This window comes from Vibrio amylolyticus (genome assembly GCF_023145695.1).
Taxonomy (GTDB): domain Bacteria; phylum Pseudomonadota; class Gammaproteobacteria; order Enterobacterales; family Vibrionaceae; genus Vibrio; species Vibrio amylolyticus.
Genome location: NZ_JAJHVV010000007.1, coordinates 240171 through 264998, shown reverse-complemented (window position 1 = coordinate 264998; position 24828 = coordinate 240171). Strand labels below are relative to the sequence as shown.

Below are 24828 nucleotides of genomic sequence, written 5' to 3'. Positions count from 1 at the left end.
ACAACTTGCAAGGTGGAAATATTAACCATAAAGAGTCTGATAAAGACCCTGCTCTTCTACCAACTCACTATGCTGACCCGATTGTGTTACTTTTCCATCCTCTAACACATAGATGATATCTGCTTGCTTTACCGCTGAAAGTCGGTGAGCCACGATCAGTGTGGTTTTTCCTACTAGGAAGTCACTCATCGCCTGATGCAGTGCCGATTCAGTTGCCGTATCCAGTGCCGAGGTTGCTTCATCTAAGATCACAAAATCAGGGTTGGTTAGTACCATACGAGCAATGGATAAACGCTGTCTCTGTCCACCTGACAATCGAACGCCCTGACGGCCTAGTTGAGAGTCGAGTCCATCCGGCATATCAGCCAACACGTCGGTCAACTGCGCCACCGCCAAAGCACTATGCAATTCTTCATCGCTATAAGATTCGCCCAGCGTTAAGTTTTGCCTCACCGTATCGTTGAATATCATCGGTTGTTGCAATACTGGTGCTATTTTGGCACGAAGAGCGTCGTAACCAACTTGCTCAATGGGATAACCATTAATCAATATGTCACCGCTCTCTTTTTGGTAAATACCGAGAAGTAGCTGAATCAGAGTTGACTTCCCGCCTCCTGAGGCCCCCACCAACGCGACTCTTTGACCTTTTGGTATGATGATATTTAGGTTATCTAAGACACGGCGCTCCCCATCAAATGAGAAGCAAACATTTCGGCACTCAATCTCGAACGAGTCGTTGGCTGTAAATGGATTAACCATCTGTTTCGGGCGATGTTCTTCTTCTAGATCGAACAGCGTATTGATGCGTTTCATCGCCGCATTTGCACCAAACCAAGAATATTGAATGTTCAGTAAATCTTGAATAGGCGATAACATGAACCAAAGATAGCCAAAGACCGCGACAATCTGACCAACTGTCAGGTCCCCCATCAACACCAGTACAACCGCAGCCGCGCGGAAAATTTCAAACCCGACCAAAAACATTAGAAAAGAAATTCTATTTGCCGCATCAGATTGCCACGCATAATTGTCAGCGTCTAATCGAATCGCGTTCGAGTCTTGTTTCAATTTGGCCAAATATTGTTGTTCACGGTTAGAAGCTCGAAGCTGATATAAGCCTTCTAGAGTCTCAACTAATCCTTGCTGGAAGCGCTCAAAGGAACGATTTTCACGTTTCTTTAAATGTTTAACCTTTTCTCCCATTAAACGAGAAAGATAAACAATCACTGGATTGAGCAATATAATAAACAGAGCAAGCTTCCAATCGAGCCAAAACAAGATAGCAGCGATCCCAATCACACTTAGCACCGCAATCAAAAAACGGCTCAACGCACCGCCAATAAACCGGTCAATGGTTTCAATATCAGTGACAAAGTACGAGGTCAATGCACCACTGCCTCGCTCTTCATAGTCACGCATGCTTATCTTGCCAAGCTTGGTCAACAGCGCTTCACGCAGCTTTCCTGTCAACGATTTCGAGATAAGTGTAAATTGGCGAGTTTGGTAGATATTCAGAGCCTGACTGCCAATCCGCATCACCACGACTAGCGCGGTTACCATGACGACGTAGCCGACGGATGTTTGCCAAGCCGTTGGCATTATTCCGTTTAGTAACTCCAGACCGAAACCCGGCTGCTCTAGTAACACTTCATCTATGAGAAGTGGCATCAATAAGGGAATAGGAACACTTAACATTGTCGCAAACATCGCGACAACATTAGCAGTAACAAGTTTTTTCTTGTGTTTGGAAGCTTGTTCTATCAGCCACAATTTGTTGATTGATAATGTCGTCATGCTCAGAATTGTCCTACTTGATGCATCAAGGCTGAAATGTCCATGATTGATGGTTACTCATTGATTAGGCCCTCTAATCCACACAATAAAGCCGCCCTTCATTAAAAGAGCGGCTTATTTAAGGATCGAGACTGTTTAATTGTTAATAAGACCGGATTACCGATTAAAAGTCGTATTTCGCTGTAATAGCAAAGCTTCGACCCGCTTGCGTGTAGAACTTATCTTCTTCACTTAAGCCGCGCACGTCATTCCAGTTGTAGTACTCTTCGTCAGTGACGTTAAAGATACCCGCCCGAAGTGTCAGATCCTTCATTGGCACATAATAAGCGGTAAGATCGACAACGGTTGAACTCTCTGGTGTAAATACGTCTTCAGGGTTGCCCATAAAGTCAGTATCAGGCGTTACATCACTCTGGCTCTTCTTCGCTGTGTAAGTCACTTTCAGCGCTGAACCCCACAAGTTAGATGGTGCATCGTAATTGAGGCCAATAACAGCACTCCAAGGGCTTACTGAGTTCAGTGGATTATTATTGCCATCTTTTCCTTCGGTATAGGCGGCCGCAACTCGTGTTGTCACACCTTCAGCAGAACCTGTGAGTTCAAACCAATCCAACGTATTCCCTAGCTCTGCACCTTTAATGGTGGCTTCATCAATATTAACGTATTGATATTCAGCCACACGGCCGGATTTTCCTGTCATCTGATAATCGATAAAGTTATCGTAGTCACTGTAGAAAACAGCGAATTCCGTAGAGCTCGCCGCCACCTCATGTCGCCAACCTAATTCATAAGAAACGCTCTCTTCTGCTTCTAGATCAGGGTTAGGCACACTTACGTAACCGTGCATTGGGTTACCAAATGAGTAGAACAACTCTTGGAAATCGGGGGCTCTGAAACCTTGGCTAACTTGAGCAAAAACCTTATTCTCTTGGTTTACAGTGTAAAGACCACCTAGACGCCCTGTTACTGCTGAGTCTGAGTATTTTTTGTAAAGCGCAGGGTCATAAGAGCCACCATCTGGGAAATTGCTGCCTGGATCAGTTTCAAAGGAATCAAAACGTACGCCCGGCGTTAAGATCAGGTTACCCACGGTCATTTCATCTTGTGCGAAGAAGCCATAGCGCTGCTCGGAAGCTTCTGGCATGTAAAAGACGGTGGTATCTGGTCGAGTAGTATTGTATTCATTGTTGGTATTAGCGATATCTTTACTAGAAAACGAAGCACCGTAGACAACAAAGTGCTCAACCGCGCCTGTCTCGAAAAACTTATCTAGTTGAATATCGGCCTGAACACCTTTGTCACTGTAGACGTAGTCTTTTTTCTGAACGTTTCCATCAGAGAAATAGGTGCGATTGGTGATACCTTGTTGCTCTTTCGCAAGGTAGTCAAGCTGCCAAGTCAGAGTATCGGCAACTGACGCTTCCATTTGCCAAATGTGCTTCAGGCCAATGCGGTAACGGTCGCTAATATCTTCACCGGTATAATTGCGGTATGCCTCATCGGTAAAGATCGTATCAACATTGCTATTTACGTACTCACCCGTTAATTCTATTCGGTGTGCAGGGTTAATTTGATATTGCAGCTTTAACAGCAAATTGTTCACATCTGAACTCTGCTCGTCCATTTCACCGAAGTTATCAATTTCTTCGCCGTCTCGACGCGTGTAAGCCACCAAGGTTTCTAAATCACCCACGCGGTTTGCCAACGCGACAGATTCACTAAATGAGTTGTCAGATGAAGAGAAGTTAAACTTCGCATGACCACCAACGTCTTTACCGTCTTTCAAGAAGTCACTTGGATCTTTGGTTTCAAAAGCAACAATACCACCTATAGCATCACTACCTTGCAAAGAGGACGCAGCCCCCTTTACCACTTCAACCGATTTGAGCATATCGACGTCAACATCAACACGCCCTGAGTTAATAAAGGAGTAACTGTTTTTAAACTGGTTCGGTTGAGAAGCGCCATCCACCAAAATCTTAATTCGGTTGCCTTCCATGCCGCGAATATTGATGCTCTGAATCCCTTGGCGAGAGTCTGATTGCACGTTCACACCCGGTGTGTAGCTAAATATATCCGCAACATCCTTTGCCATATTCTCTTCAATGTCTTGATCAGAAATGACGGTAACGGAAGCCGCTGTATCTTGAATTGTTTGATTCGTTCGAGTCGAAGAAACAACGACTTGGTCTAAAGTAAAGACTTCTTCTTGTGCAACGGCACAGTTCGATGCAAGGATTGCAGTAACAACCACTGCTAAAGGTTTTTTGTTGAACATTATGTTATTCCCATTCCTAAATTTTGGGTAAAAGATCCCTTGACCAGCTCACAACGAACTGGTCTAACTTATTATTTTTATTATTCTATTTGGCTAACATGCTTATTCAGTGATCGAATTCTAGCTAGCTTCTTTTTCCAATGGTGCAGCTTTACCATCTCTCACATGGCCTTCATTCAAATGGAGGAAGCTAAGTAAATCATTACCTGATACGTTGAATGCTTTACCAAAGCCTTTTACGTAACGGCCCTTTTCAGGCATCAATTGATACAGATTGAAGTCATCCAAAGTGCTAAGGTTGTCAATGATCTCGCCAAAGCGAGAGCGAAGTGCAGCAATGGCTTCAATACCCATTTCCGACTGTTTATCAATGCAAGCCGCTTGTGAATCAAAGCTTAACCGGCGTCGAGCATAGATAGACTTAGCTTGGGATTCGTCTTCGATCATCATGAGAGAAACCGATGTTGACTGCTTTAAGTTCTGACCATGCTGAGCAATATCACTGATTAAGATGAAGTAACCTTGCGAAGTGTGAGCAAATGGCGCGTAGCTCACATGAGGTATACCTTCATTTAACGTCGCAAGTTGAAGCGTCTGGCAGCTGTCTCTGAATTCTTGAATTTCAGGGCCAAGACGATCTTGAAGTCTTTGTTGTTTATCGATCACGCGATGAACTCCTTTTTTAACACTTGAAAAGCTTCTATTTGTTGAGGAAACAGTTGGCGGCTTTTATCGCGGCCAAGGTAAACTTTGAATACACAGTGACCATCATGGGTATAGAAGCCAATATAGTGACTCTCCATCGCCTTAAAGGGTTTGCTGACAAAGGCAATGTGCTTCACTTGATCAATTTTAAGGTGACCATGTAAGCCTTCTTTGCCCATGATGTTGTAGTAACCATGCGCAGTCTTTCCTTTTGGGAATGGGTTTTTAAATTCAAATATAGAACCGAAAGAGTGAACAATCGTCGTGACTTTTCCCCACTCAGGAAGCTGAATAAGGATTGACTCGGTATGAACACCATCAATCGTGACGACACACTCATCGGGCAAAGCTAAGGTAACCTCCCCTTCTGTCAGACCTAGCTGTTGAGCCATTGTCGACACGGCCACGCCATCATCTTGAGCCAACGCTTGCGCGACCAGTTCTTTTACTTCTAGGTAAGAGCTACTTGTAAACATCCTATCTCCATTACGCGACTGCGGCGTCTATTATTACTTGTGTAGAAAGCGCTGATTTAGAATTTTCCTGAATAATTTGAATGGCATTTTGCGCCAAGGTAACAGACCAAAATTGTCCCGCTAAGGTGAGTTGCACATAGTGGTTGTCTACATCGACCAACCCATTTGATTGCCATGCTTCGAATAGCGGCTTAAGGGCCTCAAAAAGCGAATAACCAGCGACCTTGTCTAAACGAGATCGAGACAAAACACCGCGATCAAACGCTGACTTAATCGCGCTGGTTAACGCAGCATCTTTTGCAACTTGCATTAAACCCATAGTCGGAAACTGCTCTTGATTAATGGCGTGAATATAGGTGTCCATATCCCGACTTTGCATCATAGCAAAGCCATTAATATTACCTCCCGCGCCCGCACCAATAGGCAGAACCTCGGCTGTTGTTTTGGCTAAACTATTATAAATACTGCGCTCGCGATTTCCTGAAGCCCAGTGATTCACACTTAAGCGTCTTTGATGATGTTTTGCCATGAACTCAACGCCCATTTGAAACATTGTCGCTTTCATTGCGGTATCTGCAGGCATTGGTAATTTGCCTTGCTCAACCGCACGTTCCATTGGTAAGCCCTTCATTTCTATCAATTGATAGAGATCGACACCATCAACACCGGACTCTAAGTAGCTCTCTAAATCATGCTGCCAGTTCTCGAGGTTTTGATGTGGCAGTCCATAAAGCAAATCAATCACAATAGGCGCGGCGTTATAGCGCACCATAGATTGAAGTCTATCCATCACATAGTCGCTTTTATCCAAGCGCTTTGCAGCCAGACGTACCGTATTATCAAAGCTTTGCACGCCAAAAGAGAAACGATTGAAACCGCCCTCTAGTGCAGACTCAAATTTCTGCGTATCAAATCGGTTAACTCGCCCCTCTAGGGTAATCTCACAATCAGCCGTTAAAGGAAAAGACGAACGAATCATCTGCCCTAATACCTTGAGTTGTTCTGAAGAGAGATCTGTTGGAGTTCCACCACCCACATACACCGCTTGAAATGGCGCAGACTGTGACCAAGCGAATGAGGACTTCCAACGAATTTCTTTCACCAGCGCATCAAAATACTGACTCATTAACGTCTTAGACGACGCATACTGGAAGAAATTGCAATAAGTACACCGAACCCGACAAAACGGAATGTGGATATACAGACAACGCGCAGCACCGATATTCGTACTCGCGAAGCGTAACGCCCCTTTAAGTTCTTCCTGTACTCGCTCAGGTGCAATAGCACTCATGTGCCCACCTGCATGTGCCCCTTTTTTACGGCTAAATGCGTACCGCAATGGGTCAGGTGTCGACAAGCCGACTAAATCAGTGTCTGAAGTATTTATGCTAAACATGACTTTCTATTCATTAATTTGCTGAAGTATGCGAATTTGACAGCATGATATACCCATTGAAGAAAAATACAAATAATAATTGATCTCATTCTCATTTGGTGGATAATCAATCTTATCGGTGATTGAATTGGATTAGAAAAACAGGTATGAACGTTAAACGATACGCGATCTTTGCGGGGTTATCTCTTGCTATTCATGGTGTCGCTTTCTCTGCAAGCTACAAACCAATGCTGACGCCTGCTATTCCATCTACGATAGGGACAACAGTAAATATTCAATTCCTCTCAGCGCCCGAAAAAAACATTATCGCGGAATCAAAGGATCCAGAAAAAGCAGATAACACGCCTAAATCAAAACAGCGCCAGGAGCCAAAAAAGGAAGTCAAAACCGCAGAACCCGACGCAAGACTTAAAGCAAGGCCTGCGCCAAAATCAGTCACTAAAACAAAGGCTAAACCCATTTTAGAGGACAAAGCGCTTGATCATCCAGTCGAAACCGAAAAAACCAATACCACAATAAAGTCACAACCTAGATCCAAACCAATTGTTAACAGTAAGCCGATTAAACAAGAAGTTACGAAGGAAGCCCCTGAGGTTGTGAGCGAAACGGGTGTAAAAACCGATAATAACGTTTCACCCGAAATAGACACACCTTCAATGATGAACGCTCAATCACACCAACAGCCTCAAATGATTAAAAAGCCTCGATTTGAAGCGCGCCCATCCGCGATTCGTTATCCGTCTAATGCAAAGCGTCGAAATATCCAAGGCGTGGTGCTAGTCGAGGTATGGCTCGATGAATACGGTGATCAAACAAAGCTCGTTATTGTCGATTCATCAGGCCATCAAGTTCTTGATAGTGCAGCATTAAAAGGGATATCTAAATGGCAATTTAGCCACCACCAAGATGGTAATCAAGCCATCGCTCACCGTGTTCAAATTCCTATTCAATTTAAATTAGATTAAGCATGACAATTTTAAACTCAATCCACTCTCAACTTGGTGTAATGACATGGCCTCTTACGGTCATGTCATTTCTTGTGATCATGATTTTGCTAGAGCGAACGCTCTTTCTTATCTTCAATAGCAAAACCAATGGGAAATCCTTACTCCGTTCACTGAGTCAAATTGACTTCACTGACTCAGCATCTGTCGATGCGTTTAGCAAAAGTAGCCTCGAAAAAAGTAGCACTCTTGATCAAGGCGTAGGAATGCTGCTTGCTCATCAAAGGTTTGATAAACCATTACGTGAAGAAGCGGTCACAATTTGGCTGCAGAAAAAGCGTCAGTCCTATATATCAGGGCTAAAGATTCTCTCGATTATTGGTGTTATTTCACCTTTAGTTGGTCTACTTGGAACCGTCATCGGCCTTATCGAAATGTTTAAAAGCCTAGGAGCCTCTCAAGGCTCAATAGAGCCGGCTTTGCTTGCTGATGGGCTGGGGCTCGCTATGTCGACTACGGCAGCGGGTTTGCTTATAGCATTGCCAGCAATCACTGGAGCACAGCTATTTCACCTTTGGGCTGATAACACACTTAGCAAAATCGAACTTGGGTTAAACCACTGTAATCTATTGTTAGAGGGGGTTTCCTTTGAGACCGCCATTGAAAAAAAAGACCTGATTCAAAGCAGTAGAAATTCACAGTGTAAATCTACGCTAAGTTCAACAGTATTAAGCTAGCCACATGATCACGAGTAAACAACAGAACCACTCTTTTGCATCAGATAATAAGCCTGATCTCACGCCGCTTTTAGACATTATTTTTATCGTAATGGTGTTTCTTCTACTCACCGCCAATATTGATATCAAAACAATGGATGTTGATATTCCAGCGACAAAACAAGAGAGCGTGCTAACAAACATTGATTCAGAAGTTATCACCATCAACTTATTGTTAGACGCCCCTCACTGGGCGATAGAACAAGCCACGTATGAAGATTGGGAGACATTTTCCAAGGCGCTAATCAAGGTCACAACAATGTCCCCGAAAAAGTCGGTTGTCATTGGCTCTGACAAAAATGTACCCGTTGAAAAAATGCTGCAATTACTTGCGTTTATGCAAACAAAAAGTATCAGCGCCACCAGCATCATTATGGATAAAGAGAAATAGAAATGAATAACTTAACCACTCACATTACGATCAGTGTACTTATACTATCTGCCGTGTCATTTTCGGCCATCGCGCAAGAAAGAATTATCAGTGCGGGTTCTAATATTACCGAACTGTTTTTTGCATTGGGTGCAGAAGACCAGCTAGTCGCTGTCGATGTCACTAGTAAAGGCTTCATTAAAGGGTCTGATATGCCGCAAGTCGGTTACCATCGTCAACTTTCCGCAGAAGGCTTAATGGCGTTAAACCCAACCCGATTGATTGGCTCAAATGAAATGGGGCCGGAAACCACATTACAACTACTGACTGCTAGTGATGTAGAAGTCATGATACTGCCATCGGATAATTCTCTAGCCGCACTCCACCAACGCATTGATACGATTGGTCAAGTGACAAAAAAACCGTTAAAAGCCCAGCAACTCAAAGATCACGTCGGTACAGAGATCGAGCAGCTATCTCAAAAAGCGCTAGTAGAGAAACCAAGTGTGGTTTTCCTAATGATCAGTGAAGATCGTCCTGCTACTGCGGCAGGGACAAACACGCCAGTGGATAAGATCATCACTCTTTCTGGCGCAAAGAACCCGGCAGCGGAGATCATCGAATCTTATAAGCCACTCTCTTATGAAGCGATCATCACCCTGCAGCCTGATTATATCCTCGTCAGTGATCGCGCTTGGTCAACATTTGGCGGGCAATCAAAAATCCTTGAGAAACTGCCGTTACTTGCCGCAACACCGGCAGGCCAAAAACAGCAAATCATCTCTGTACCGAGTAGCGCACTCATAGGAGGTTTTGGTCTACACAGCTTAAAAGTGGCTAAACAGCTTAACGAGATGTTCCACACGCAATAACAGAGCGCGTTCTACCCACCTCATGATCTCGACGTTGTTTTTAAGAACGCTCATTACCCGTAATGCCGCACTGTTCTATTAATTACGCTTATCGTGCGGATCGCCTATAACATTCACCACAGTAGTTAAATTTGTCTATGTCTGTTTCACATTTAAATCGAGTCCCCATGCGTCTGCTTTTTATTGGAGGCGGTATTGCACTGTATTTCGCCATTATCAGCTCCGTGGCGTTAGGACCAATGGATATCTCGCTCATCAATAGTATTCAAGCGCTTCTTCCAACCACGCTCCGAAGCGCTGATTTACCTGCTCATATCATCTTGGTAATTCAACAAATTCGTCTACCACGCACGCTATTAGCAATTGCGGTTGGAGCCATTCTGGCATTGTGTGGTGCGGTCATGCAGGGACTATTTCGTAATCCACTCGCGGATCCTGGGATTATTGGCGTTAGCGCTGGGGCCTCACTTGGGGCTGCAATTGCGATTGTTCTCTTTGGCTCACTCGCTCAAAGCTACCCGCAATTACTGCTGTTTGGTACCGTGCCTCTGTTTTCTTTCATTGGTGGTGCACTGACAACCGTGGTTGTGTATCGACTTGGTACAGGTGCGAACGGAACTTCAGTCACAATGATGCTATTAGCGGGTGTGGCCATTGGCGCGCTTGCAGGGTCAGGCCTTGGGCTTATGAACTATTACGCCGATGATCAAGCTCTGCGTGACCTGTCACTTTGGACAATGGGCTCACTAGCAGGTGCAAATTGGAGTGGACTGGTATTGGCGTTTGGTGCGTTAATCTCTCTGTTTATTGTGTTCTATCGTAAAGCTGAATCATTGAATGCGTTACTGCTCGGTGAAGCTGAAGCCAAACATATGGGCATCGAAGTTCAAAAGCTAAAACGACAACTGATTCTTCTCACGGCGGCAGGGGTTGGTGTAACGGTCGCCCTTTCGGGAATGATTGGGTTTGTTGGCCTAATCGTCCCCCATCTTGGACGAATGATGATTGGACCAAACCATAAATCACTGCTTCCTGTTTCTATGCTGATTGGCGCTCTTTTATTGCTGATTGCCGACATGATTGCGCGTACTGCGGTAGCCCCTCTCGATATGCCTGTAGGCATCATTACCGCCTTAATTGGCGCACCTTTCTTTATCTGGCTACTGATCAAACAAAAAGGGCGCATCTAATGTCTCAAGCAATTCAAAAGATATTTCTAGAAACGATTAATCAAAACGAGCTTCACTCGGCTGACGGACTATCTCACTTTAACGATCAAGCCGTAGGTCACGCCTTTATTCAATTGCATGATCTAAGCCTTACGCTTGGCAATAAAGTGATTTTGGATAAAGTAAGCACTCACATAAGCGCTGGCGAGCTAACGATCTTGCTAGGCCCAAACGGCACAGGTAAGAGTTCGTTGTTGAAAATGATCACTGGTGAATATCCAACGCAGGGTAACATTCGCTTCTTTGATAAAGCAGCAAATCAATGGGCCCCTAAACAACTTGCTAAGCATCTTGGTGTTTTGCCTCAATCAAGTAGCCTAAGCTTCAATTTCAGCGTTAAAGAGGTGGTAGAGCTAGGAGGTATTCCACTGGATGCAAATGCAGCGGCCATTGCTCAAATTGCCGAAAAAAATATGCAGCTGACCGACACCGCTCATCTTGGTGACCGCATGTACCCAAGCCTATCTGGTGGAGAAAAACAGAGAGTCCATCTCGCCCGTGTACTCACTCAACTAGCTCAAGCGAACCAACAAAAGATACTGCTGTTAGATGAGCCAACCTCGGCACTTGATCTCTCCCACCAGCATCAAACCTTAACGCTAGCCAAGCAATTAACAGGGGAAGGTGCAGCGGTGGTTATCGTCATGCACGATCTTAATCTTGCCGCCCAATACGCTGACCGAGTCATGATCTTGAACCAAGGAAATATAGTGGCGGATGGATCGCCTTGGCAGGTATTGACGGAGGATAATATTAAGCGAGTCTACAACTTCAATGTATCTGTTATGGCTCACCCTGAGCATGGCTACCCAGTCTTATTGAATTCACAACCCTAATGAAGTTAAAGCGGATCATCAACCACTAAGTTGAACTAGGAAAACGGTGCAGAGCGTTAAATCGATAAACAGCAGTCACTGTTTTCCCTTCGTTAGAATACACAAGGGAATCGCAAAGCTCCACAGCGAGCACAATGCCTCGACCATGGGTAAGGTTATTTCCTATATTCGAGTTCATACGACGGTAATCAAAGCCCTCACCATTGTGCTCAAGTGTCATGCTCAACATCTGTTCTTCTGGCTTGAAGTCGATATGCAACTTGACAAAAGCATCGTCACGTAATGACTTCAGCCTTTTTTCTCTCAACTGATAGAATTCAAAAAAGCCATCGGGATCTTCTTTTAATGAAGATTCCAGTTGCAGCAAACCATGCTCAATCGCATTTGCAAACAGCTCAGACAACACAGAGCAAACTAGGTCAAGGTGCTGTCCACCATTAAGGATTCCTGAAAGATACTGCCTTACTTCACTCAACACGCTGACAGATTTCAGTACATGAGCGGGGAAGCTCAGCGTTGTATCGATTGGAATATGACTATAATAGAAATCAACCGGTATGGTGTCGCTTTCATTGCTATTCATAATCGGGAAGGTCATCGAGAGTATTGAAAGATCATCGTCAGCCTTCATTTTTGAAAAGTCTTTAACAGCGTCATAAATTGTAGGAATGCGTGCTTTTCCATTCTCTAGCGCTTTTTCAAGTCGCTCTTGGCCAAATTGTTCACCCGCCTCATTCATCGCTTCCGTGATCCCATCGGTATAGCTGACAATTTGCTCACCTGGCTCCAATTTCATATGCACAATGTCGGTCTCAAACTCATGCGAATCAAGTACACCTAACGGCATGTGCTTCGACACTAAGCGGCGAAGGGTATTCCCGTCTTTGTCTAAGACATACGTATCGGGTAATCCCCCTCCCCACCATGAGACTTCAAGCCCATTTGCTCGAACCTCAAACACGCTAGCAGCGAGCATCATCCCCATAGGCAAAAACTTAGATAGTGAGTTGTTGATTTCATTAACAATTTCACCTAAAGACAGTCCCTTCGCTGCCATAGTAAAAAAGGCACGGGTTGCAGGAATAGCCGAAATTGCAGCAGGTAGCCCATGCCCAGTGGCATCAGCGACCATCACATACGCGCCCCCATGGGGACGATTGGCGACAACGATTAAATCACCATTGAATACGGTTGAGGGGGTCGAGATATAATCAATACCGGAAATATGGCTCACCTGAGAGCTCATCTCATCCATTAAATTGGTAAAGATTGACTCAGAGATAGAGTAGTCATATTGCACTTGTTCATGAAAAGTGCTCAGCTCATCTCGTTGCTGAACCATTTCTCGGTATATTTTGACAATTCGATAGTGCGCTTGAACTTTAGAAATGAGTACATTACGTTCAACGGGTTTGCCTATAAAGTCATCACCATGAGTCAGGCAGCGCTCATAAGAGCTATTATCGTCTAAAGCAGTTAGAAAGATGATGGCAATGTGGACATCAGGAAAGGCTTCACGAATTTCAATAGCCGTCGTAAACCCATCTTTTATTGGCATGATGACATCAAGTAAAATGACATCAGGCAGTTCGGGCATCTGCTGCATCGCTGTAACCACACCGTCACCTGTTTCAAAGGTCTCTATATCGGTGGCAATCTCAGACAGTATGCCTTGGCATAGCACCCTGTTCGTTAAGAGATCATCTACAATCAATAGTCGCACACATTCACTCCCTCAATTTTCCTACACGACTCGACTCAATCAATTTGAAATTTTTTGTCGAACCTTGAAATAAGCAGTATTTTTTTAACTTGTGGGAGAGTATTAGTAATGAGGACAGAACCATCGGGTTGACCTAAGTAGTTTTGCATGTTCAACAGCATCCCTAGCCCAGCACTGTCAATATAATCCACTTTACGGAGGTCAATAGTGAACTTGTACTCCTTCCTATCGCTATAGCTCTGTCTAAACTCTTGTACCAAGTTAAAACCAAACGCACCTTCGATCGCGATGGTTATTTTCTTCGAACTCGTGTCTACCTTTGTTTCAACTGTCATAAGCTTCCCTTAAAATAACTCCACTTCACCTTCTTCAATACTTGATTGACTCGCTGCCGGTGCTTTTCGATGCCTAGAGCGATCCAAAATTTCCGAGAGTTCTTGCTTAAGTGCGGCATCTTCTTCGTGTCTGTCTAACGCATTGATAACGTCCATCAGATATTCCATTGATTCTTTTGCGTAATCACCTTGCTGCATAACAATATCCGCAAACTGTAGCGCTCGAACACCATCACCAACATGGCCATGTAATTGATCGCCTAACATTCGTATTTTTTGAACTTCTTGCTCAATCTCAATGTTGACCTGATGAACACCTTTGAGCATGTCATCTACTTGCTCTTTGGATTCAATGGCCGATGTCATATCAATTGATGCCATTTCGCCTACGGTTGCATTTGCATCTTTGACTGTATTTTGAGCAATATTTATCTCTTTCTCTATCTCAGAGTTTAGCTCTTCCGCTTGTTTAGATAAGTTCCTAACTTCCTGTGCGACAACAGCAAAGCCTCGACCCGCTTCTCCAGCTCTTGCCGCCTCAATAGCCGCATTAAGTGCCAGTAAGTTGGTTTGTTCGGACAGGCCTCTAACCTGAGCAAGAAGCTTAAATACCGTACCGAGCTTGTCTGACATATCATGAATACTGTGAACCGCCGAAATGCTCTTCTCTGAAATACTCACCATGGTGTTGACGAAGTCAGATATGATCGTCTCAATTTTAGGCAGTACTGAGGTTAAATCATATTCACTGTCTTGGTTTGCGAGTAAACCGTCGACAAGCTGATTAGAAACAGTACTTTGCTCCTCACTCACTTTTTGTAGACTAAAAAAGCTGTTATTCAACGTTTCGACTGACTCTTCAATAATTTGGTGTTGCTTATCTAAAGGATCAGCAACCTTAGGAATACCATCTTTCAAAATGAGTTTTAACTCTTCAGCGATGCTGTGCTGCAATTCGCTCTCGTTACCAATAGGGTCTGTAACGGCTTCTTGTCCATCAGTCGTCAATACTAACCATGGGATAGCCGCTACAATGAGCATAATCCCCAAATGAAATAGGTTTTGCGAAAAGAACATCCAAGTGGCAAGGAGAGCAACTTGTAAAACGACAGCAATAATATTTTTGGACTTTTTGGAAAGTCTATTTTTGTTCATAAGCCTCTTCCTGACATACCAGTGAACCTGGAGTTTTCTATCTATACATACCTAGCTGTGAATCAAAATCTGACAACGAATTAATGCCGTTTGGTTATGGCTACAGTTTTTATTTATAAATATAGTTATACAGCTGCTTAGGTACCTGACTTAATGACACTAATTTTTTTACCGCTCCTATCTCATAGGCAACTTTTGGCATCCCCCATACAACCGACGATTTTTCATCTTGAGCTAGGGTAATAGCGCCTTTATTTTTCATATTCAGCATACCTTCTGCACCATCACTACCCATTCCCGTCAGCAATACTCCTATCGCTTTATCACCGACTACTTCAGCGACAGAGTGGTACATAACATCAACAGAGGGTTTATGGCGACTCATAGGAGGGCTATCATCTAACTGGCAAAACAAATGACTGCCGCGACGAAATACCGTGATATGTTTGTCTCCTGGCGCTACGTACGCACATCCATTTATCAGAGGTGCTTTTGACGCCGTTAACTCTTTAACCTCAACGTCACTTGCATCATCTAAACGCTTAGCAAAAGAGCGCGTAAACATGGCACTGATATGCTGAGTGATAATGATCGGTGGTAGCCCTGCAGGAAGAGCCGCCATTACATTTTTAACCGCCTCGGTTCCCCCTGTTGATGCTCCAATGGCAATCAATTCAATTTCGGTCTGTTTACTACATGGATCAATTTCTGGTGCAACCTCAGCGGTATTGGCCGTTTGTACATTTGCTTTCGCGGCCATTCGAATCTTTTTATTTATCTCTGTCTTATATTCAACAATTTCTCCCGTAGCTTCTACAGCGGGCTTAGGGAAATAATCTACCGCGCCAGTCTCTAGTGCTTCTAGTGTCGCTTCTGCGCCGTGCTGGGTTAACGTCGATATCATCACAACTGGCATTGGTCGAAGACGCATTAAGTTTCGTAAGAATTGAACGCCATTCATCTTTGGCATTTCGATATCAAGTGTTATGACATCTGGATTGAACTCTTTTATCATTTGTCGTGCTTCATACGGATCTTCTGCTGCAGCGATAACCTCTAGTTCATCATCTGAATTAATAATCTGAGAAAGCAACGCTCTAAATACAGGGGAATCATCGACTACTAGTACTTTGATTTTTCTCATTAAAATAGCTCCACGTCATCATCGTGATTTTTGTGACTCTCTTTGCCCAATTCTGTCGCGTATTTCTCTTCTTGGTGTTGCAGTTGATGAACTTCATTAAATGGAATTCGCTTCAGCCAAGCTTTTCCAGTAAACGGTTCAAAAATAACCTTTCTTGGCTCCATACCACCTAAATCATGTGCGTCTACTGTTAGTTGCTCTTGCTCAACATACCGATTAATGAACTCAATGTTTTTTTCACCGATCATAGAATAGCGGCCCAGCATTTGTGCACCACCAAACAGTTTTACTCGTAAGTTTGAACGATCTGAACCCATTGAAATCAAGGTATTGATGAGCATTTCCATGGCATGACTCCCATAACGTGAGGCGGTTGATACCACCTCAGTTGCGTGCCAGTGTCGAAGCTGCTCGCTGCTATCAAAAGGAAGTAGGAAATGGTTCATGCCGCCGATGTGCAATTCAGTATCCCAAATGCAGGCAGAGATACATGAACCAAGTCCCGTACAAATAATTTCATTTTCGTCAGTACAATAAAGCCCACCCGGCATCACTTTTATCATGTGACTTTGATGCCTCGGATGATAGAAGCGGCTAAAGTGCGCGTTTTCTGTATGCCGTTTTTGTACGTGAAATGCCATTATTCATGGGCCTCGTGGTGTTATCACTGATATCGTTGAACGTACACTTAATTGACAATACGTTCGCTGCCAAAACGACTTATTGTTTAACGTAAATGGTATGACCAAGATGGTGAAAAATATCACTGCATGGTCCGGCACTCTCCGAATGCCCGATAAACAATATTCCATTTGGTTTTAGTGCTTGATGAAATCGTTTTAACAAGGCGATTTGCGTCTCTCTGTCAAAATAAATCATCACATTACGGCAAGAGATAAGATCGTATTCTGGCATCTTAGGCCACTCATCAAACAAGTTGAGCTGATTGAAAATAATCTGCTGTTGCAACCCTTTCTTTATTTTGATCTTGCCTTTGTGCTGCCCTCTCCCTTTGACAAAGCAGGACTTCAAGTACTGTTCTGGAATAGTTTCAATGGCTTCTTCGTCGTAAATACCCGCCTTTGCATGGTCTAGCACCGAGGTATCAAGATCTGAAGCAAAAATATTCACAGTATCGAAAGCCTCAAAAGCGCCTGATATAAACAGTGACGAGACTATGCTGTAAGGCTCCTGCCCTGTAGAGCAACCTGCAGACCAAATATTGATACTGCTATTGCCTTGATGCTTCCACTGATCTAACGCTGTTCCTTCTAGGAATTCAAAGTGATGCATTTCACGAAAAAATTCCGTTTTGTTCGTTGTGAGAGAATTAATAAAATTAATTCTCTCAGCTTCAGAGTTTTCAATAATTTCCTTATAGTCAGTGAATCTGCGTACACCTTGAGCTCTCATTTGTCGGCTAAGGCGACCGTAAACCATGGTTCGCTTACGGTCTGATAAGAAAATACCCACGCTTTTATGCATATACCATTGTATATACTTGAAGTCTTTATCAGTAAGTTCAAACTCTTTATCTTCCGTAATACCCATAGTGGCTACGCCTTCAGCCTGAGTTAAAACTCTTCCCATTCGTCACTATCCTTACCCATATCAAAACGTGAATTAGAGTTCACAGCCTTATTAGAGCGTAGTTCACTAATGTTCGTTTTTGGAGCGGGTGATGGGGATACTTGTGCGACTTTTTTTGATTCAAGTGTTGCAATGTTGCTGTCTGTCGAGAAGAAGTTCATTAAGTTAAGTAGCACTTTCCCTTCGTCTTTCAGTGACTGGCTGGCCGCGGATGTCTCTTCAACCAGCGATGCATTTTGCTGTGTCATCTCATCCATAGTGGCGATGGCTCGGTTGATTTCATCAATACCCGTCGATTGCTCAACGCTTGAAGACGCTATTTGCGCAATGAGCTCCGTTACTTTGGCAACCGCATCAACAATCTCTTTCAGCGTGGCACCGGACTCGTCAACAAGTCGAGAGCCTTCGTCCACTTTCTCGACACTGTCATTGATTAACCCTTTGATCTCTTTTGCTGCAGCAGCACTTCGTTGAGCGAGGTTACGCACCTCACCGGCAACCACCGCAAAGCCTCGACCTTGTTCACCCGCTCTTGCTGCCTCTACTGCCGCGTTCAATGCCAGTAAGTTGGTTTGGAAGGCTATTTCATCAATAACTCCTATAATGTCAGCAATTTTCTTGCTTGCGTTATTAATGCCAGACATCGCCTCAACTGCTTGTCCTACAACATCACCACCTTTACCTGCTTTTGTCGCCGCATCATCGGCAAGCTCATTTGCTCCTTTCGCGTTATCAGCATTTTGTCTTACTGTTGCGGTCATCTCCTCCATGCTCGCCGCTGTTTCTTCTAAGTTGGCAGCTTGAGCTTCGACACGTTGGCTTAAATCATCGTTACCTTCTGCAATTTCGGAAGAGGCGGTTGCGACTCTGGCTGAGGAAGTGGTGATTTTCTCTGCCATGTTGCGTAAGTTTACTATCGAGGTATTCACCGCATCCGCTAGTCTGCCAAACTCACCGTTGTAATCTTGTGCCATGTTGTCTTTCAAATTACCATCCGCAACACCACTCATGATATCTATACACTCACCTAAAGGTTTAACCAGTGTATCGAGTAGGTTATTAACACCATCACCGAGTTCTTTCATAAAGCCGGAATAAACGGTGGTATCGATTCGTTCACCCAAATCACCCACAATGGCTTTTTGAATAAGAGCTTCGACTTGGCGCTGACCATCTTGCTGTTCAGTAATGTCTTCCCACTGCAACGCAGGACCAATGTATTCCCCTTCGCTGTCACGCATAGCAATACAGGTTAAGGTGAATTCTAATCCGCCAACCGCAATGTTTGAGGTAAAGGGCAGTGCGTCTGGATTACTTATAATGCTTCTTTGGTGTGCTGGATTTTTGTGGAAAATATCAATATTCGCGCCAACCAATTTGTTCGAATCAAAGGCCGGCAGAACGCTTCTCAATTCTGATTCTCGTGATTTAAGCAACGTCATCAATGAAGGGTTTATATCTCGAATAATCCCTTCTTTATCCGCCATCATGAGGTTGGTGGTCATCCCCTCCACTGCAGAAGCAAGGCGACCAATTTGCTGTTCTTTCGCTCTTTCTGCGGTGACATCGGCCCACTCCAAAGTATTCCCTATATACTCTCCACTTGCGTCTCTAATTGCGGCAACGTTTAGTTGAATCTTCACATCGGCTATTTGTATATCGGTAGAGTATGGAAGGTTATTCGGATCTCCTAGCAATTTACGTTGATGCGCAGGGTTTGCGTGGAATTCATCAATACAGCGTCCCATCAGCCACTCTTCTGATGCTGTGAAACCCGGCCACACCGTTCTTAGTTGGCTTTCAATTGTTTGGAATAGGTCAATGGTTGATGTGTTGGCGTAGGTGATTAGGAAATCACGATCAATCATTACCATCGGGGTCTGAGCCTGACCAATTGCAGCTTCCAAGCGAGCCACATCATTGTCTTTTTTATACTGCTCGGTGACATCATCCCACTCTAGAGTGTTACCTACATAATTGCCTTCGGTATCTTTCATCGCGGATACGTCTAACTTAATTTTCACCCCCTTCACATCAATAACAGTACTGTAAGGTAAGTTATTAGGGTCACCTAATAGTTGACGTTGATGTGCAGGGTTGGCATGGAAGCCATCAATGCAGTAACCAATCAAATGGTCTTCTGTCGCTTCAAAATTGGACCACACTGTTTTGAATAGCGCTTCGTGCGTTTTTAACAGGGCGATAGTTTTCTCATTGGCGTAGGTGATGTTCAAATCACGATCGACCATCATGATTGCGGTCTGTGACTGATCAATGGATGCTTGCAGGCGAGCTACCGCGTTGTCTTTGTTAAATTGCTCAGTGACGTCATCCCATTCGAGGGTGTTACCCACGTAGTTTCCTTCCGCATCAATCATAGCGGCTACATTGAGTTCAATCTTCACACCCTTCACATCAATAACCGTGTTGTAAGGTAAGTTACTTGGGTCAGACAGTAGTTGACGCTGGTGTGCAGGGTTGGCATGGAAACCATCAATACAGTAGCCAATCAGATGCTCTTCCGTTGCTTTAAAATTCGACCATACTGATTGGAACAAAGTTTCGTGCGTTTTTAACAAAGCCAACGTTTTTGAGTTGGCATAAGTGATCTTAAAGTCTCGGTCGACCATCATGATCGCGGTTTGTGATTGATCCACTGACGCTTGCAAACGGGCTACGGCATTGTCTTTTGCTTGTTGAACAGTCACGTCCTGCCATTCGAGCGTGTTGCCCGTATAGTTGCCATTCTCATCAATAATCGCACCGACATTCAATTCAATTTTTACACCTTGGATATCGATAACGCTTTTATGTGGAAGGTTAGCTGCGCTAGACAAAAGCTGACGTTGGTGAGCAGGATTAGAATGGAAACCATCAATACAGAACCCCATCAACTGATCTTCTTCGGCAATAAAACCGGGCCACTGCGATTGAAAGAGTGCCTCATGGTGCTTAAGTAACTTCATAGACTGTTGATTGACGTAGGTAATCTTGAAGTCACGATCAATCATCATTAATGCCGTTTGGGCACCATTTAAAGCGGCCATTAGCTGAGAGTGAGACAAGCTACTGTTCGATGCTTCATCCATTAGAGTATCATTCGCCTGCGCCACAAACTGTGTGGCAGTGTCCTTCTTACTATTCCAAAAAGCCATGTGTAACCCCTTAAGCTGTCTCTTCTTCAACTGACGTATTATTTAGCTCTTCTATATCAAACAGAGCCTCTAATTTGATAAGTATTAGGTGACCGCTATCGACTGAAGCAATCCCTTTTATATATGTTTGATCAACCGTTACTGATACATGTGGTGCTGGTTTGATTTGATCTTCAGATAGGTCATACACTTCGGACACGGCATCAACAATCACCCCGAGAGGATGGTTATTCGCATCATTAAGAACTATCACAACGGTGGTGGCGCATATTTCAGCTGGCGATAAATTAAAACGCATTCGAAGATCAACAATAGGTACATACTCGCCTCGAATATCCAGCAACCCGTGAAGGTAATCTGGAGAATTAGGCACTTCACGTACTGGGTTCCATCCCCTTACTTCTCTAACATCGAGTATTGGAACACCATATTCTTCATTAGCTAATACAAAACTAAGGAACTCTTGTTTCGCCATGGTTATTCTGCCTTTAATATTTCGCCAATATTCAGTAATGCTTCTGTATCCAGAAGAGACATCACTTCATCACCAACATTTAGGACACCATGCATGTATGACGTCACCACAGAGTCACCTTGGGCAGGATAAAGCTCGCTTTCTCCCTGGCTTACCACATCACTTACAGCATCGACCACTAACCCCATCAATCGATCGCTTTCTCCAGCAGTACTGCGCAAGACCAGCACCACCGTTGTTGGTAGGTACTGACAATCACCCAGCACAAACCTTGCTCTCAAATCAATGACCGGTACTATCATTCCGCGAAGGTTAATCACCCCCTTCACAAAATAGGGCGCACGTGGAATAGGCGTTGGAGACTCCCAAACCCGAATTTCTTCAACATCATTAATCGCCACCCCATACAGTTCACTGGATAGCCTAAAACTAAGAAAGTCTGCACTTTCGTTATTTTCTTCATATCGCATGCCCTGACCATGAAGAGGGCCCCCATTACTTTCCGATGATTCCACGCTCAGACTTGTATCCATATAGCCCCCTAGGCTGCGATGCCTTTATTGCTGCTATTACCCGTTTTGGTGAGATAACTGGTGATTAGCCCTTGGATATCGAGTATCAGGGAAACAGAACCATCACCTAAAATGGTCGCCCCTGAAATCCCAGGCACCTTACTGTAGTTCGACTCAAGGCTCTTAATGACAACTTGTTGCTGGTCGAGCAGCTCATCTAAAACAAGACCAACACGACTCCCAGCAGCTTCAACAAAACACAAAATCCTATCGTTTAGCTGGCCGCTCTCTCCCATTTCTAGCTCATCTTGCAGGCGTAATATTGGAATATTCTCTTCACGTAATCGATAGAGTTCGACACCACCTGATGCATGCTTAATACAGTCATGATCAATTTGGATAGATTCAATAATGGTCAGTAGCGGAATGATGTAGACTTCGTTGCCAACTTTAACTAATTGGCCGTCAAGAATGGCAAGAGTAAGGGGTAAGTTGATAACGAAGTGGCTGCCTGTACCGAGGGTTGAGTCGACTTCAATGTGACCACCCAATTCTTCAATGTTTCGTTTAACAACATCCATACCAACGCCACGTCCTGAAATATCAGACACTTCATCAGCGGTAGAGAAGCCTGGAGCAAAAATCAGATTAAGGACTTGTTTGTCTGTCATTTCTTCTCGACGTGAGTCTGGGGCTAACACGCCTTTCTCGATCGCTTTTTTCCAGAGAACATCGCAATCGATACCTGCGCCATCATCTTTAATTTCAATGACGATCGCACCGCCTTGATGGTAAGCATTTAAAGAGATGATTCCCTCTTCTGGTTTGCCTTTTTCTCGGCGTACTTCTGGCACTTCAATGCCGTGGTCAATTCCATTTCTGACAAGGTGAACCAGTGGATCTACGATGCGTTCCAAGACGGTTTTATCGAGTTCGGTATTTTCACCCGTGATTTGCAAATCCACCTGTTTTTCCAATCTTCCACATAAGTCTCGAACTAATCTAGGGAAACGACTAAAAGCAAAGCTCATAGGTAACATACGAATATTAAGAACGTTTTCTTGTAGGTCCCTACTATTTTGCAGAAGCTGATCTAGCCCTTCTTTCAATTTCCCGAGTTTATCGATAGAAAAATCGTTACCTATTTCGTTTAGCATAGATTGAGTGATGACAAGCTCGCCCACTAAGTTGATTAGCCCGTCGACTTTGTCGATATCTACTCTAATTGAGCTTACACTTGAATCGGTCTTACTCGCTTTGTTTGCAGCTGACGTTTTATTTTCTGCTGAGGTTTTGTCTTTTTCGTTGACGGAATTATTCGATACGGACTTACTGGCTACTACTGAATCATCTAGAGCCTCAGATGTTGCTGTTGAAGGAGTGTCATCAACCTCGTCGGACGGCTGTGGACTGTTATATGTGGCATCATCGCTCCCGTAATTAGGTTCAATAGTGAGGTCACATTCATCCTCTACCCACTCAAACACTTCTTCAATGTCGCTGAGTGGAACATTACCATCAACCGTTATGTTCCAATCTAAGTAAGACAGTTCTTCTTCAATTTCAGCGAGCTCTGGTAGGCTATCTAAACAAGCATTAACACTTCCCTGCTCGTTTGATTCCATGAGTTCTCTAATAATTCGAAGCGGATCATTCCCGCTAAAGAACATCTCTTTATTTGGTTTAAAGTGAATAGACCAAGTAAGTGGGGTTCGATTATTTTCTTCCTCTGAAACTTGAGGTTGCTCACTCTGGGTGGATTCTGAATATTTAACGGTTGCTGGCGCAGGAGCGCCTTCTTGGTCATCATCGAGGAGATTTTCAATCAGCGTGTTAACGGAGGATTTGAGCTCTTCATCAACGACTTCATCACTTTCATGCCCTTCCAGCATGTTCCGAATGACATCACCACCTTTCAGTAAAACATCGATACTTTTCTTGGTCAGCTCTTTCTCATCATTTCTAACAAGGTCAAGATAGGCTTCAATGGCGTGCGTAAATTCACTAATATCAAACAGGTTAAACGTTGCTGCGCCACCCTTGATTGAGTGAGCAGCACGGAAGATAGTATTAATGGTCTCTTTTTCAAGGCTTGAGACATCAATATTAAGTAGTTCGTTTTCTAATACTTCGAGATTTTCACGACATTCCTCGTAAAACATCTTTCGAAGTTGGTCCATATCTAAAGCCATACCTAATCCCTGCGAGTTGACGCTATTATTTTTATTTAACTTTCGCTAGATGACACGTTTCAAAGTTTTGAGTAAGGTTTCTGGGTTAAATGGCTTAACTAGCCAACCAGTAGCTCCGGCAGATTTACCCTCTTGTTTTTTCTCGGTACTCGTCTCTGTCGTTAACATCAAGATAGGAATGAATTTATACTGGGGTTTACCTCTGATCGCTCTTACTAACTCAAAGCCCCCCATAATTGGCATGTTGACATCGGATATGACGACATCAAATTTTGTTTGCTGAGCCTTTTTCAGAGCGTCACTGCCATCATTAGCGGTTTCTACTTCGTATCCTGCGTCTTTTAAGGTGTGGCTCACCATTTGACGAATAGAAATAGAATCATCCACAGCTAAAATTTTTGTCATATTACTCACCTTCAACCATTCCTTCGTTATCGAAAACTTTCGTCAAACCAAGTGTCTGTAGTGCCTCTGTCAATACAGGTGACATTTCACTGAGTTCAACCACCACATTCATTTGCCTTGCACTGATCATCAGTGACACCAACAATTGAATCCCCGCAGTATCAACTCGCGAGACTTGTGACGCATCAATACGTAAAGATGATTGTTTAAGCCATTCCTCATATTGGACTTTTGCATCCATTACTGTGGAGATTTCTAGCGATTCGCCCAACAAACAGTCCATGTGATTTTCCTGTAATCTATTGTTATTAGTGCTAACTGGTGTTGTTTCATTACGTAGTGACGTTATTTTTGAGTTTAGGAAGGATTAGCTAATACGCAAACAAAGAAACACTCTTAGTAGGGATTAGTGATAGGAAGGCAGTGTTAGTAGAAGCTTATTTCATCAAGTATATTAGTAACTTAA

At 43.7% G+C, this 24828-nt stretch carries 23 protein-coding genes; 6 read left to right on the top strand and 17 right to left on the bottom strand.

Annotated features, from left to right (window positions below):
* Positions 1-21: 21 nt before the first annotated feature.
* The 5 genes from KP803_RS13030 to hutW all read right to left on the bottom strand — a co-directional run bounded on the left by KP803_RS13030 (position 22) and on the right by hutW (position 6649).
* Positions 22-1794: an ABC transporter ATP-binding protein gene (locus KP803_RS13030; RefSeq protein ID WP_248009268.1), complete on the bottom strand. Its 1773-nt coding sequence runs from the start codon at positions 1792-1794 to the stop codon at positions 22-24.
* A 163-nt stretch (positions 1795-1957) separates the two neighbouring features.
* Complete coding sequence (locus KP803_RS13025) at positions 1958-4072, bottom strand: TonB-dependent hemoglobin/transferrin/lactoferrin family receptor (RefSeq protein ID WP_248009267.1); 2115 nt, start codon at positions 4070-4072, stop codon at positions 1958-1960.
* 120 nt (positions 4073-4192) lie between these two features.
* Positions 4193-4738 carry a heme utilization protein HutZ gene (gene hutZ / locus KP803_RS13020; RefSeq protein ID WP_248009266.1) on the bottom strand — a complete coding sequence of 182 codons (546 nt, stop codon included), beginning with the start codon at positions 4736-4738 and terminating at the stop codon, positions 4193-4195.
* A complete protein-coding gene (gene hutX / locus KP803_RS13015; RefSeq protein ID WP_248009265.1) occupies positions 4735-5253 on the bottom strand; it encodes a heme utilization cystosolic carrier protein HutX in 519 nt (172 codons plus the stop codon). The genes hutZ and hutX overlap by 4 nt, the downstream gene beginning before the upstream one ends.
* Before the next feature lie 10 nt (positions 5254-5263).
* Positions 5264-6649 carry a heme anaerobic degradation radical SAM methyltransferase ChuW/HutW gene (gene hutW, locus KP803_RS13010; protein ID WP_248009264.1) on the bottom strand — a complete coding sequence of 462 codons (1386 nt, stop codon included), beginning with the start codon at positions 6647-6649 and terminating at the stop codon, positions 5264-5266.
* A 146-nt stretch (positions 6650-6795) separates the two neighbouring features.
* On the opposite strand from hutW, the gene KP803_RS13005 reads away from it, so the two are divergent.
* The 6 genes from KP803_RS13005 to KP803_RS12980 all read left to right on the top strand — a co-directional run bounded on the left by KP803_RS13005 (position 6796) and on the right by KP803_RS12980 (position 11676).
* Positions 6796-7614 carry an energy transducer TonB gene (locus tag KP803_RS13005; RefSeq protein WP_248009263.1) on the top strand — a complete coding sequence of 273 codons (819 nt, stop codon included), beginning with the start codon at positions 6796-6798 and terminating at the stop codon, positions 7612-7614.
* A gap of 2 nt (positions 7615-7616) precedes the next feature.
* The gene (locus KP803_RS13000; RefSeq protein ID WP_248009262.1) at positions 7617-8330 is read left to right on the top strand and encodes a MotA/TolQ/ExbB proton channel family protein; all 714 of its coding nucleotides are present in this window, start codon (positions 7617-7619) and stop codon (positions 8328-8330) included.
* Between the two features lie 4 nt (positions 8331-8334).
* Positions 8335-8760: an ExbD/TolR family protein gene (locus tag KP803_RS12995; protein ID WP_248009261.1), complete on the top strand. Its 426-nt coding sequence runs from the start codon at positions 8335-8337 to the stop codon at positions 8758-8760.
* Between the two features lie 2 nt (positions 8761-8762).
* A complete protein-coding gene (locus KP803_RS12990) occupies positions 8763-9611 on the top strand; it encodes a heme/hemin ABC transporter substrate-binding protein (RefSeq protein WP_248009260.1) in 849 nt (282 codons plus the stop codon).
* 137 nt (positions 9612-9748) lie between these two features.
* The gene (locus tag KP803_RS12985) at positions 9749-10801 is read left to right on the top strand and encodes a FecCD family ABC transporter permease (protein WP_248009259.1); all 1053 of its coding nucleotides are present in this window, start codon (positions 9749-9751) and stop codon (positions 10799-10801) included.
* Positions 10801-11676: a heme ABC transporter ATP-binding protein gene (locus KP803_RS12980; protein WP_248009258.1), complete on the top strand. Its 876-nt coding sequence runs from the start codon at positions 10801-10803 to the stop codon at positions 11674-11676. Before KP803_RS12985 ends, KP803_RS12980 begins: the two co-directional genes overlap by 1 nt.
* Positions 11677-11701: 25 nt before the next feature.
* Here the strand turns inward: KP803_RS12980 and KP803_RS12975 are convergent, their stop codons facing one another.
* From KP803_RS12975 to KP803_RS12920, 12 genes are all read right to left on the bottom strand, one after another.
* Positions 11702-13399, bottom strand: a complete 1698-nt coding sequence (locus KP803_RS12975; protein WP_248009257.1) for an ATP-binding SpoIIE family protein phosphatase — start codon at positions 13397-13399, stop codon at positions 11702-11704.
* A 35-nt stretch (positions 13400-13434) separates the two neighbouring features.
* Positions 13435-13734, bottom strand: a complete 300-nt coding sequence (locus tag KP803_RS12970) for an STAS domain-containing protein (RefSeq protein WP_248009256.1) — start codon at positions 13732-13734, stop codon at positions 13435-13437.
* 9 nt (positions 13735-13743) lie between these two features.
* Positions 13744-14889: a methyl-accepting chemotaxis protein gene (locus KP803_RS12965; protein ID WP_248009255.1), complete on the bottom strand. Its 1146-nt coding sequence runs from the start codon at positions 14887-14889 to the stop codon at positions 13744-13746.
* A 109-nt stretch (positions 14890-14998) separates the two neighbouring features.
* Complete coding sequence (locus tag KP803_RS12960; RefSeq protein ID WP_248009254.1) at positions 14999-16033, bottom strand: protein-glutamate methylesterase/protein-glutamine glutaminase; 1035 nt, start codon at positions 16031-16033, stop codon at positions 14999-15001.
* A complete protein-coding gene (locus tag KP803_RS12955) occupies positions 16033-16674 on the bottom strand; it encodes a chemotaxis protein CheD (protein WP_248009253.1) in 642 nt (213 codons plus the stop codon). Before KP803_RS12955 ends, KP803_RS12960 begins: the two co-directional genes overlap by 1 nt.
* A 79-nt stretch (positions 16675-16753) precedes the next feature.
* Positions 16754-17623, bottom strand: a complete 870-nt coding sequence (locus tag KP803_RS12950) for a CheR family methyltransferase (protein WP_248009252.1) — start codon at positions 17621-17623, stop codon at positions 16754-16756.
* Positions 17608-20778, bottom strand: a complete 3171-nt coding sequence (aer2, locus tag KP803_RS12945; protein WP_427916950.1) for an aerotaxis transducer Aer2 — start codon at positions 20776-20778, stop codon at positions 17608-17610. The genes KP803_RS12950 and aer2 overlap by 16 nt, the downstream gene beginning before the upstream one ends.
* 10 nt (positions 20779-20788) lie before the next feature.
* Positions 20789-21253 (bottom strand): chemotaxis protein CheW, encoded by a 465-nt coding sequence (locus tag KP803_RS12940; RefSeq protein ID WP_248009251.1) that lies wholly within the window; start codon positions 21251-21253, stop codon positions 20789-20791.
* 2 nt (positions 21254-21255) lie between these two features.
* Complete coding sequence (locus KP803_RS12935; protein WP_248009336.1) at positions 21256-21723, bottom strand: chemotaxis protein CheW; 468 nt, start codon at positions 21721-21723, stop codon at positions 21256-21258.
* 71 nt (positions 21724-21794) lie between these two features.
* On the bottom strand, positions 21795-23957 hold the full coding sequence (locus KP803_RS12930) for a chemotaxis protein CheA (protein ID WP_248009250.1): 2163 nt from the start codon (positions 23955-23957) through the stop codon (positions 21795-21797).
* A gap of 45 nt (positions 23958-24002) precedes the next feature.
* The gene (locus KP803_RS12925; RefSeq protein ID WP_248009249.1) at positions 24003-24362 is read right to left on the bottom strand and encodes a response regulator; all 360 of its coding nucleotides are present in this window, start codon (positions 24360-24362) and stop codon (positions 24003-24005) included.
* A gap of 1 nt (position 24363) precedes the next feature.
* Complete coding sequence (locus KP803_RS12920) at positions 24364-24645, bottom strand: STAS domain-containing protein (RefSeq protein WP_248009248.1); 282 nt, start codon at positions 24643-24645, stop codon at positions 24364-24366.
* Positions 24646-24828 lie beyond the last annotated feature (183 nt).

What these genes read in the sequence shown, in the direction of transcription:
- KP803_RS13030 (WP_248009268.1), bottom strand. Translation starts at nt 1,794, where the DNA reads ATGACGACATTATCAATCAACAAATTGTGGCTGATAGAACAAGCTTCC.
- KP803_RS13025 (WP_248009267.1), bottom strand. Translation starts at nt 4,072, where the DNA reads ATGTTCAACAAAAAACCTTTAGCAGTGGTTGTTACTGCAATCCTTGCA.
- hutX (WP_248009265.1), bottom strand. Translation starts at nt 5,253, where the DNA reads ATGTTTACAAGTAGCTCTTACCTAGAAGTAAAAGAACTGGTCGCGCAA.
- hutW (WP_248009264.1), bottom strand. Translation starts at nt 6,649, where the DNA reads ATGTTTAGCATAAATACTTCAGACACTGATTTAGTCGGCTTGTCGACA.
- KP803_RS13005 (WP_248009263.1), top strand. Translation starts at nt 6,796, where the DNA reads ATGAACGTTAAACGATACGCGATCTTTGCGGGGTTATCTCTTGCTATT.
- KP803_RS13000 (WP_248009262.1), top strand. Translation starts at nt 7,617, where the DNA reads ATGACAATTTTAAACTCAATCCACTCTCAACTTGGTGTAATGACATGG.
- KP803_RS12995 (WP_248009261.1), top strand. Translation starts at nt 8,335, where the DNA reads ATGATCACGAGTAAACAACAGAACCACTCTTTTGCATCAGATAATAAG.
- KP803_RS12990 (WP_248009260.1), top strand. Translation starts at nt 8,763, where the DNA reads ATGAATAACTTAACCACTCACATTACGATCAGTGTACTTATACTATCT.
- KP803_RS12985 (WP_248009259.1), top strand. Translation starts at nt 9,749, where the DNA reads ATGTCTGTTTCACATTTAAATCGAGTCCCCATGCGTCTGCTTTTTATT.
- KP803_RS12980 (WP_248009258.1), top strand. Translation starts at nt 10,801, where the DNA reads ATGTCTCAAGCAATTCAAAAGATATTTCTAGAAACGATTAATCAAAAC.
- KP803_RS12970 (WP_248009256.1), bottom strand. Translation starts at nt 13,734, where the DNA reads ATGACAGTTGAAACAAAGGTAGACACGAGTTCGAAGAAAATAACCATC.
- KP803_RS12965 (WP_248009255.1), bottom strand. Translation starts at nt 14,889, where the DNA reads ATGAACAAAAATAGACTTTCCAAAAAGTCCAAAAATATTATTGCTGTC.
- KP803_RS12960 (WP_248009254.1), bottom strand. Translation starts at nt 16,033, where the DNA reads ATGAGAAAAATCAAAGTACTAGTAGTCGATGATTCCCCTGTATTTAGA.
- KP803_RS12955 (WP_248009253.1), bottom strand. Translation starts at nt 16,674, where the DNA reads ATGGCATTTCACGTACAAAAACGGCATACAGAAAACGCGCACTTTAGC.
- KP803_RS12950 (WP_248009252.1), bottom strand. Translation starts at nt 17,623, where the DNA reads ATGGGAAGAGTTTTAACTCAGGCTGAAGGCGTAGCCACTATGGGTATT.
- aer2 (WP_427916950.1), bottom strand. Translation starts at nt 20,778, where the DNA reads ATGGCTTTTTGGAATAGTAAGAAGGACACTGCCACACAGTTTGTGGCG.
- KP803_RS12940 (WP_248009251.1), bottom strand. Translation starts at nt 21,253, where the DNA reads ATGGCGAAACAAGAGTTCCTTAGTTTTGTATTAGCTAATGAAGAATAT.
- KP803_RS12935 (WP_248009336.1), bottom strand. Translation starts at nt 21,723, where the DNA reads ATGCGATATGAAGAAAATAACGAAAGTGCAGACTTTCTTAGTTTTAGG.
- KP803_RS12930 (WP_248009250.1), bottom strand. Translation starts at nt 23,957, where the DNA reads ATGGCTTTAGATATGGACCAACTTCGAAAGATGTTTTACGAGGAATGT.
- KP803_RS12925 (WP_248009249.1), bottom strand. Translation starts at nt 24,362, where the DNA reads ATGACAAAAATTTTAGCTGTGGATGATTCTATTTCTATTCGTCAAATG.
- KP803_RS12920 (WP_248009248.1), bottom strand. Translation starts at nt 24,645, where the DNA reads ATGGACTGTTTGTTGGGCGAATCGCTAGAAATCTCCACAGTAATGGAT.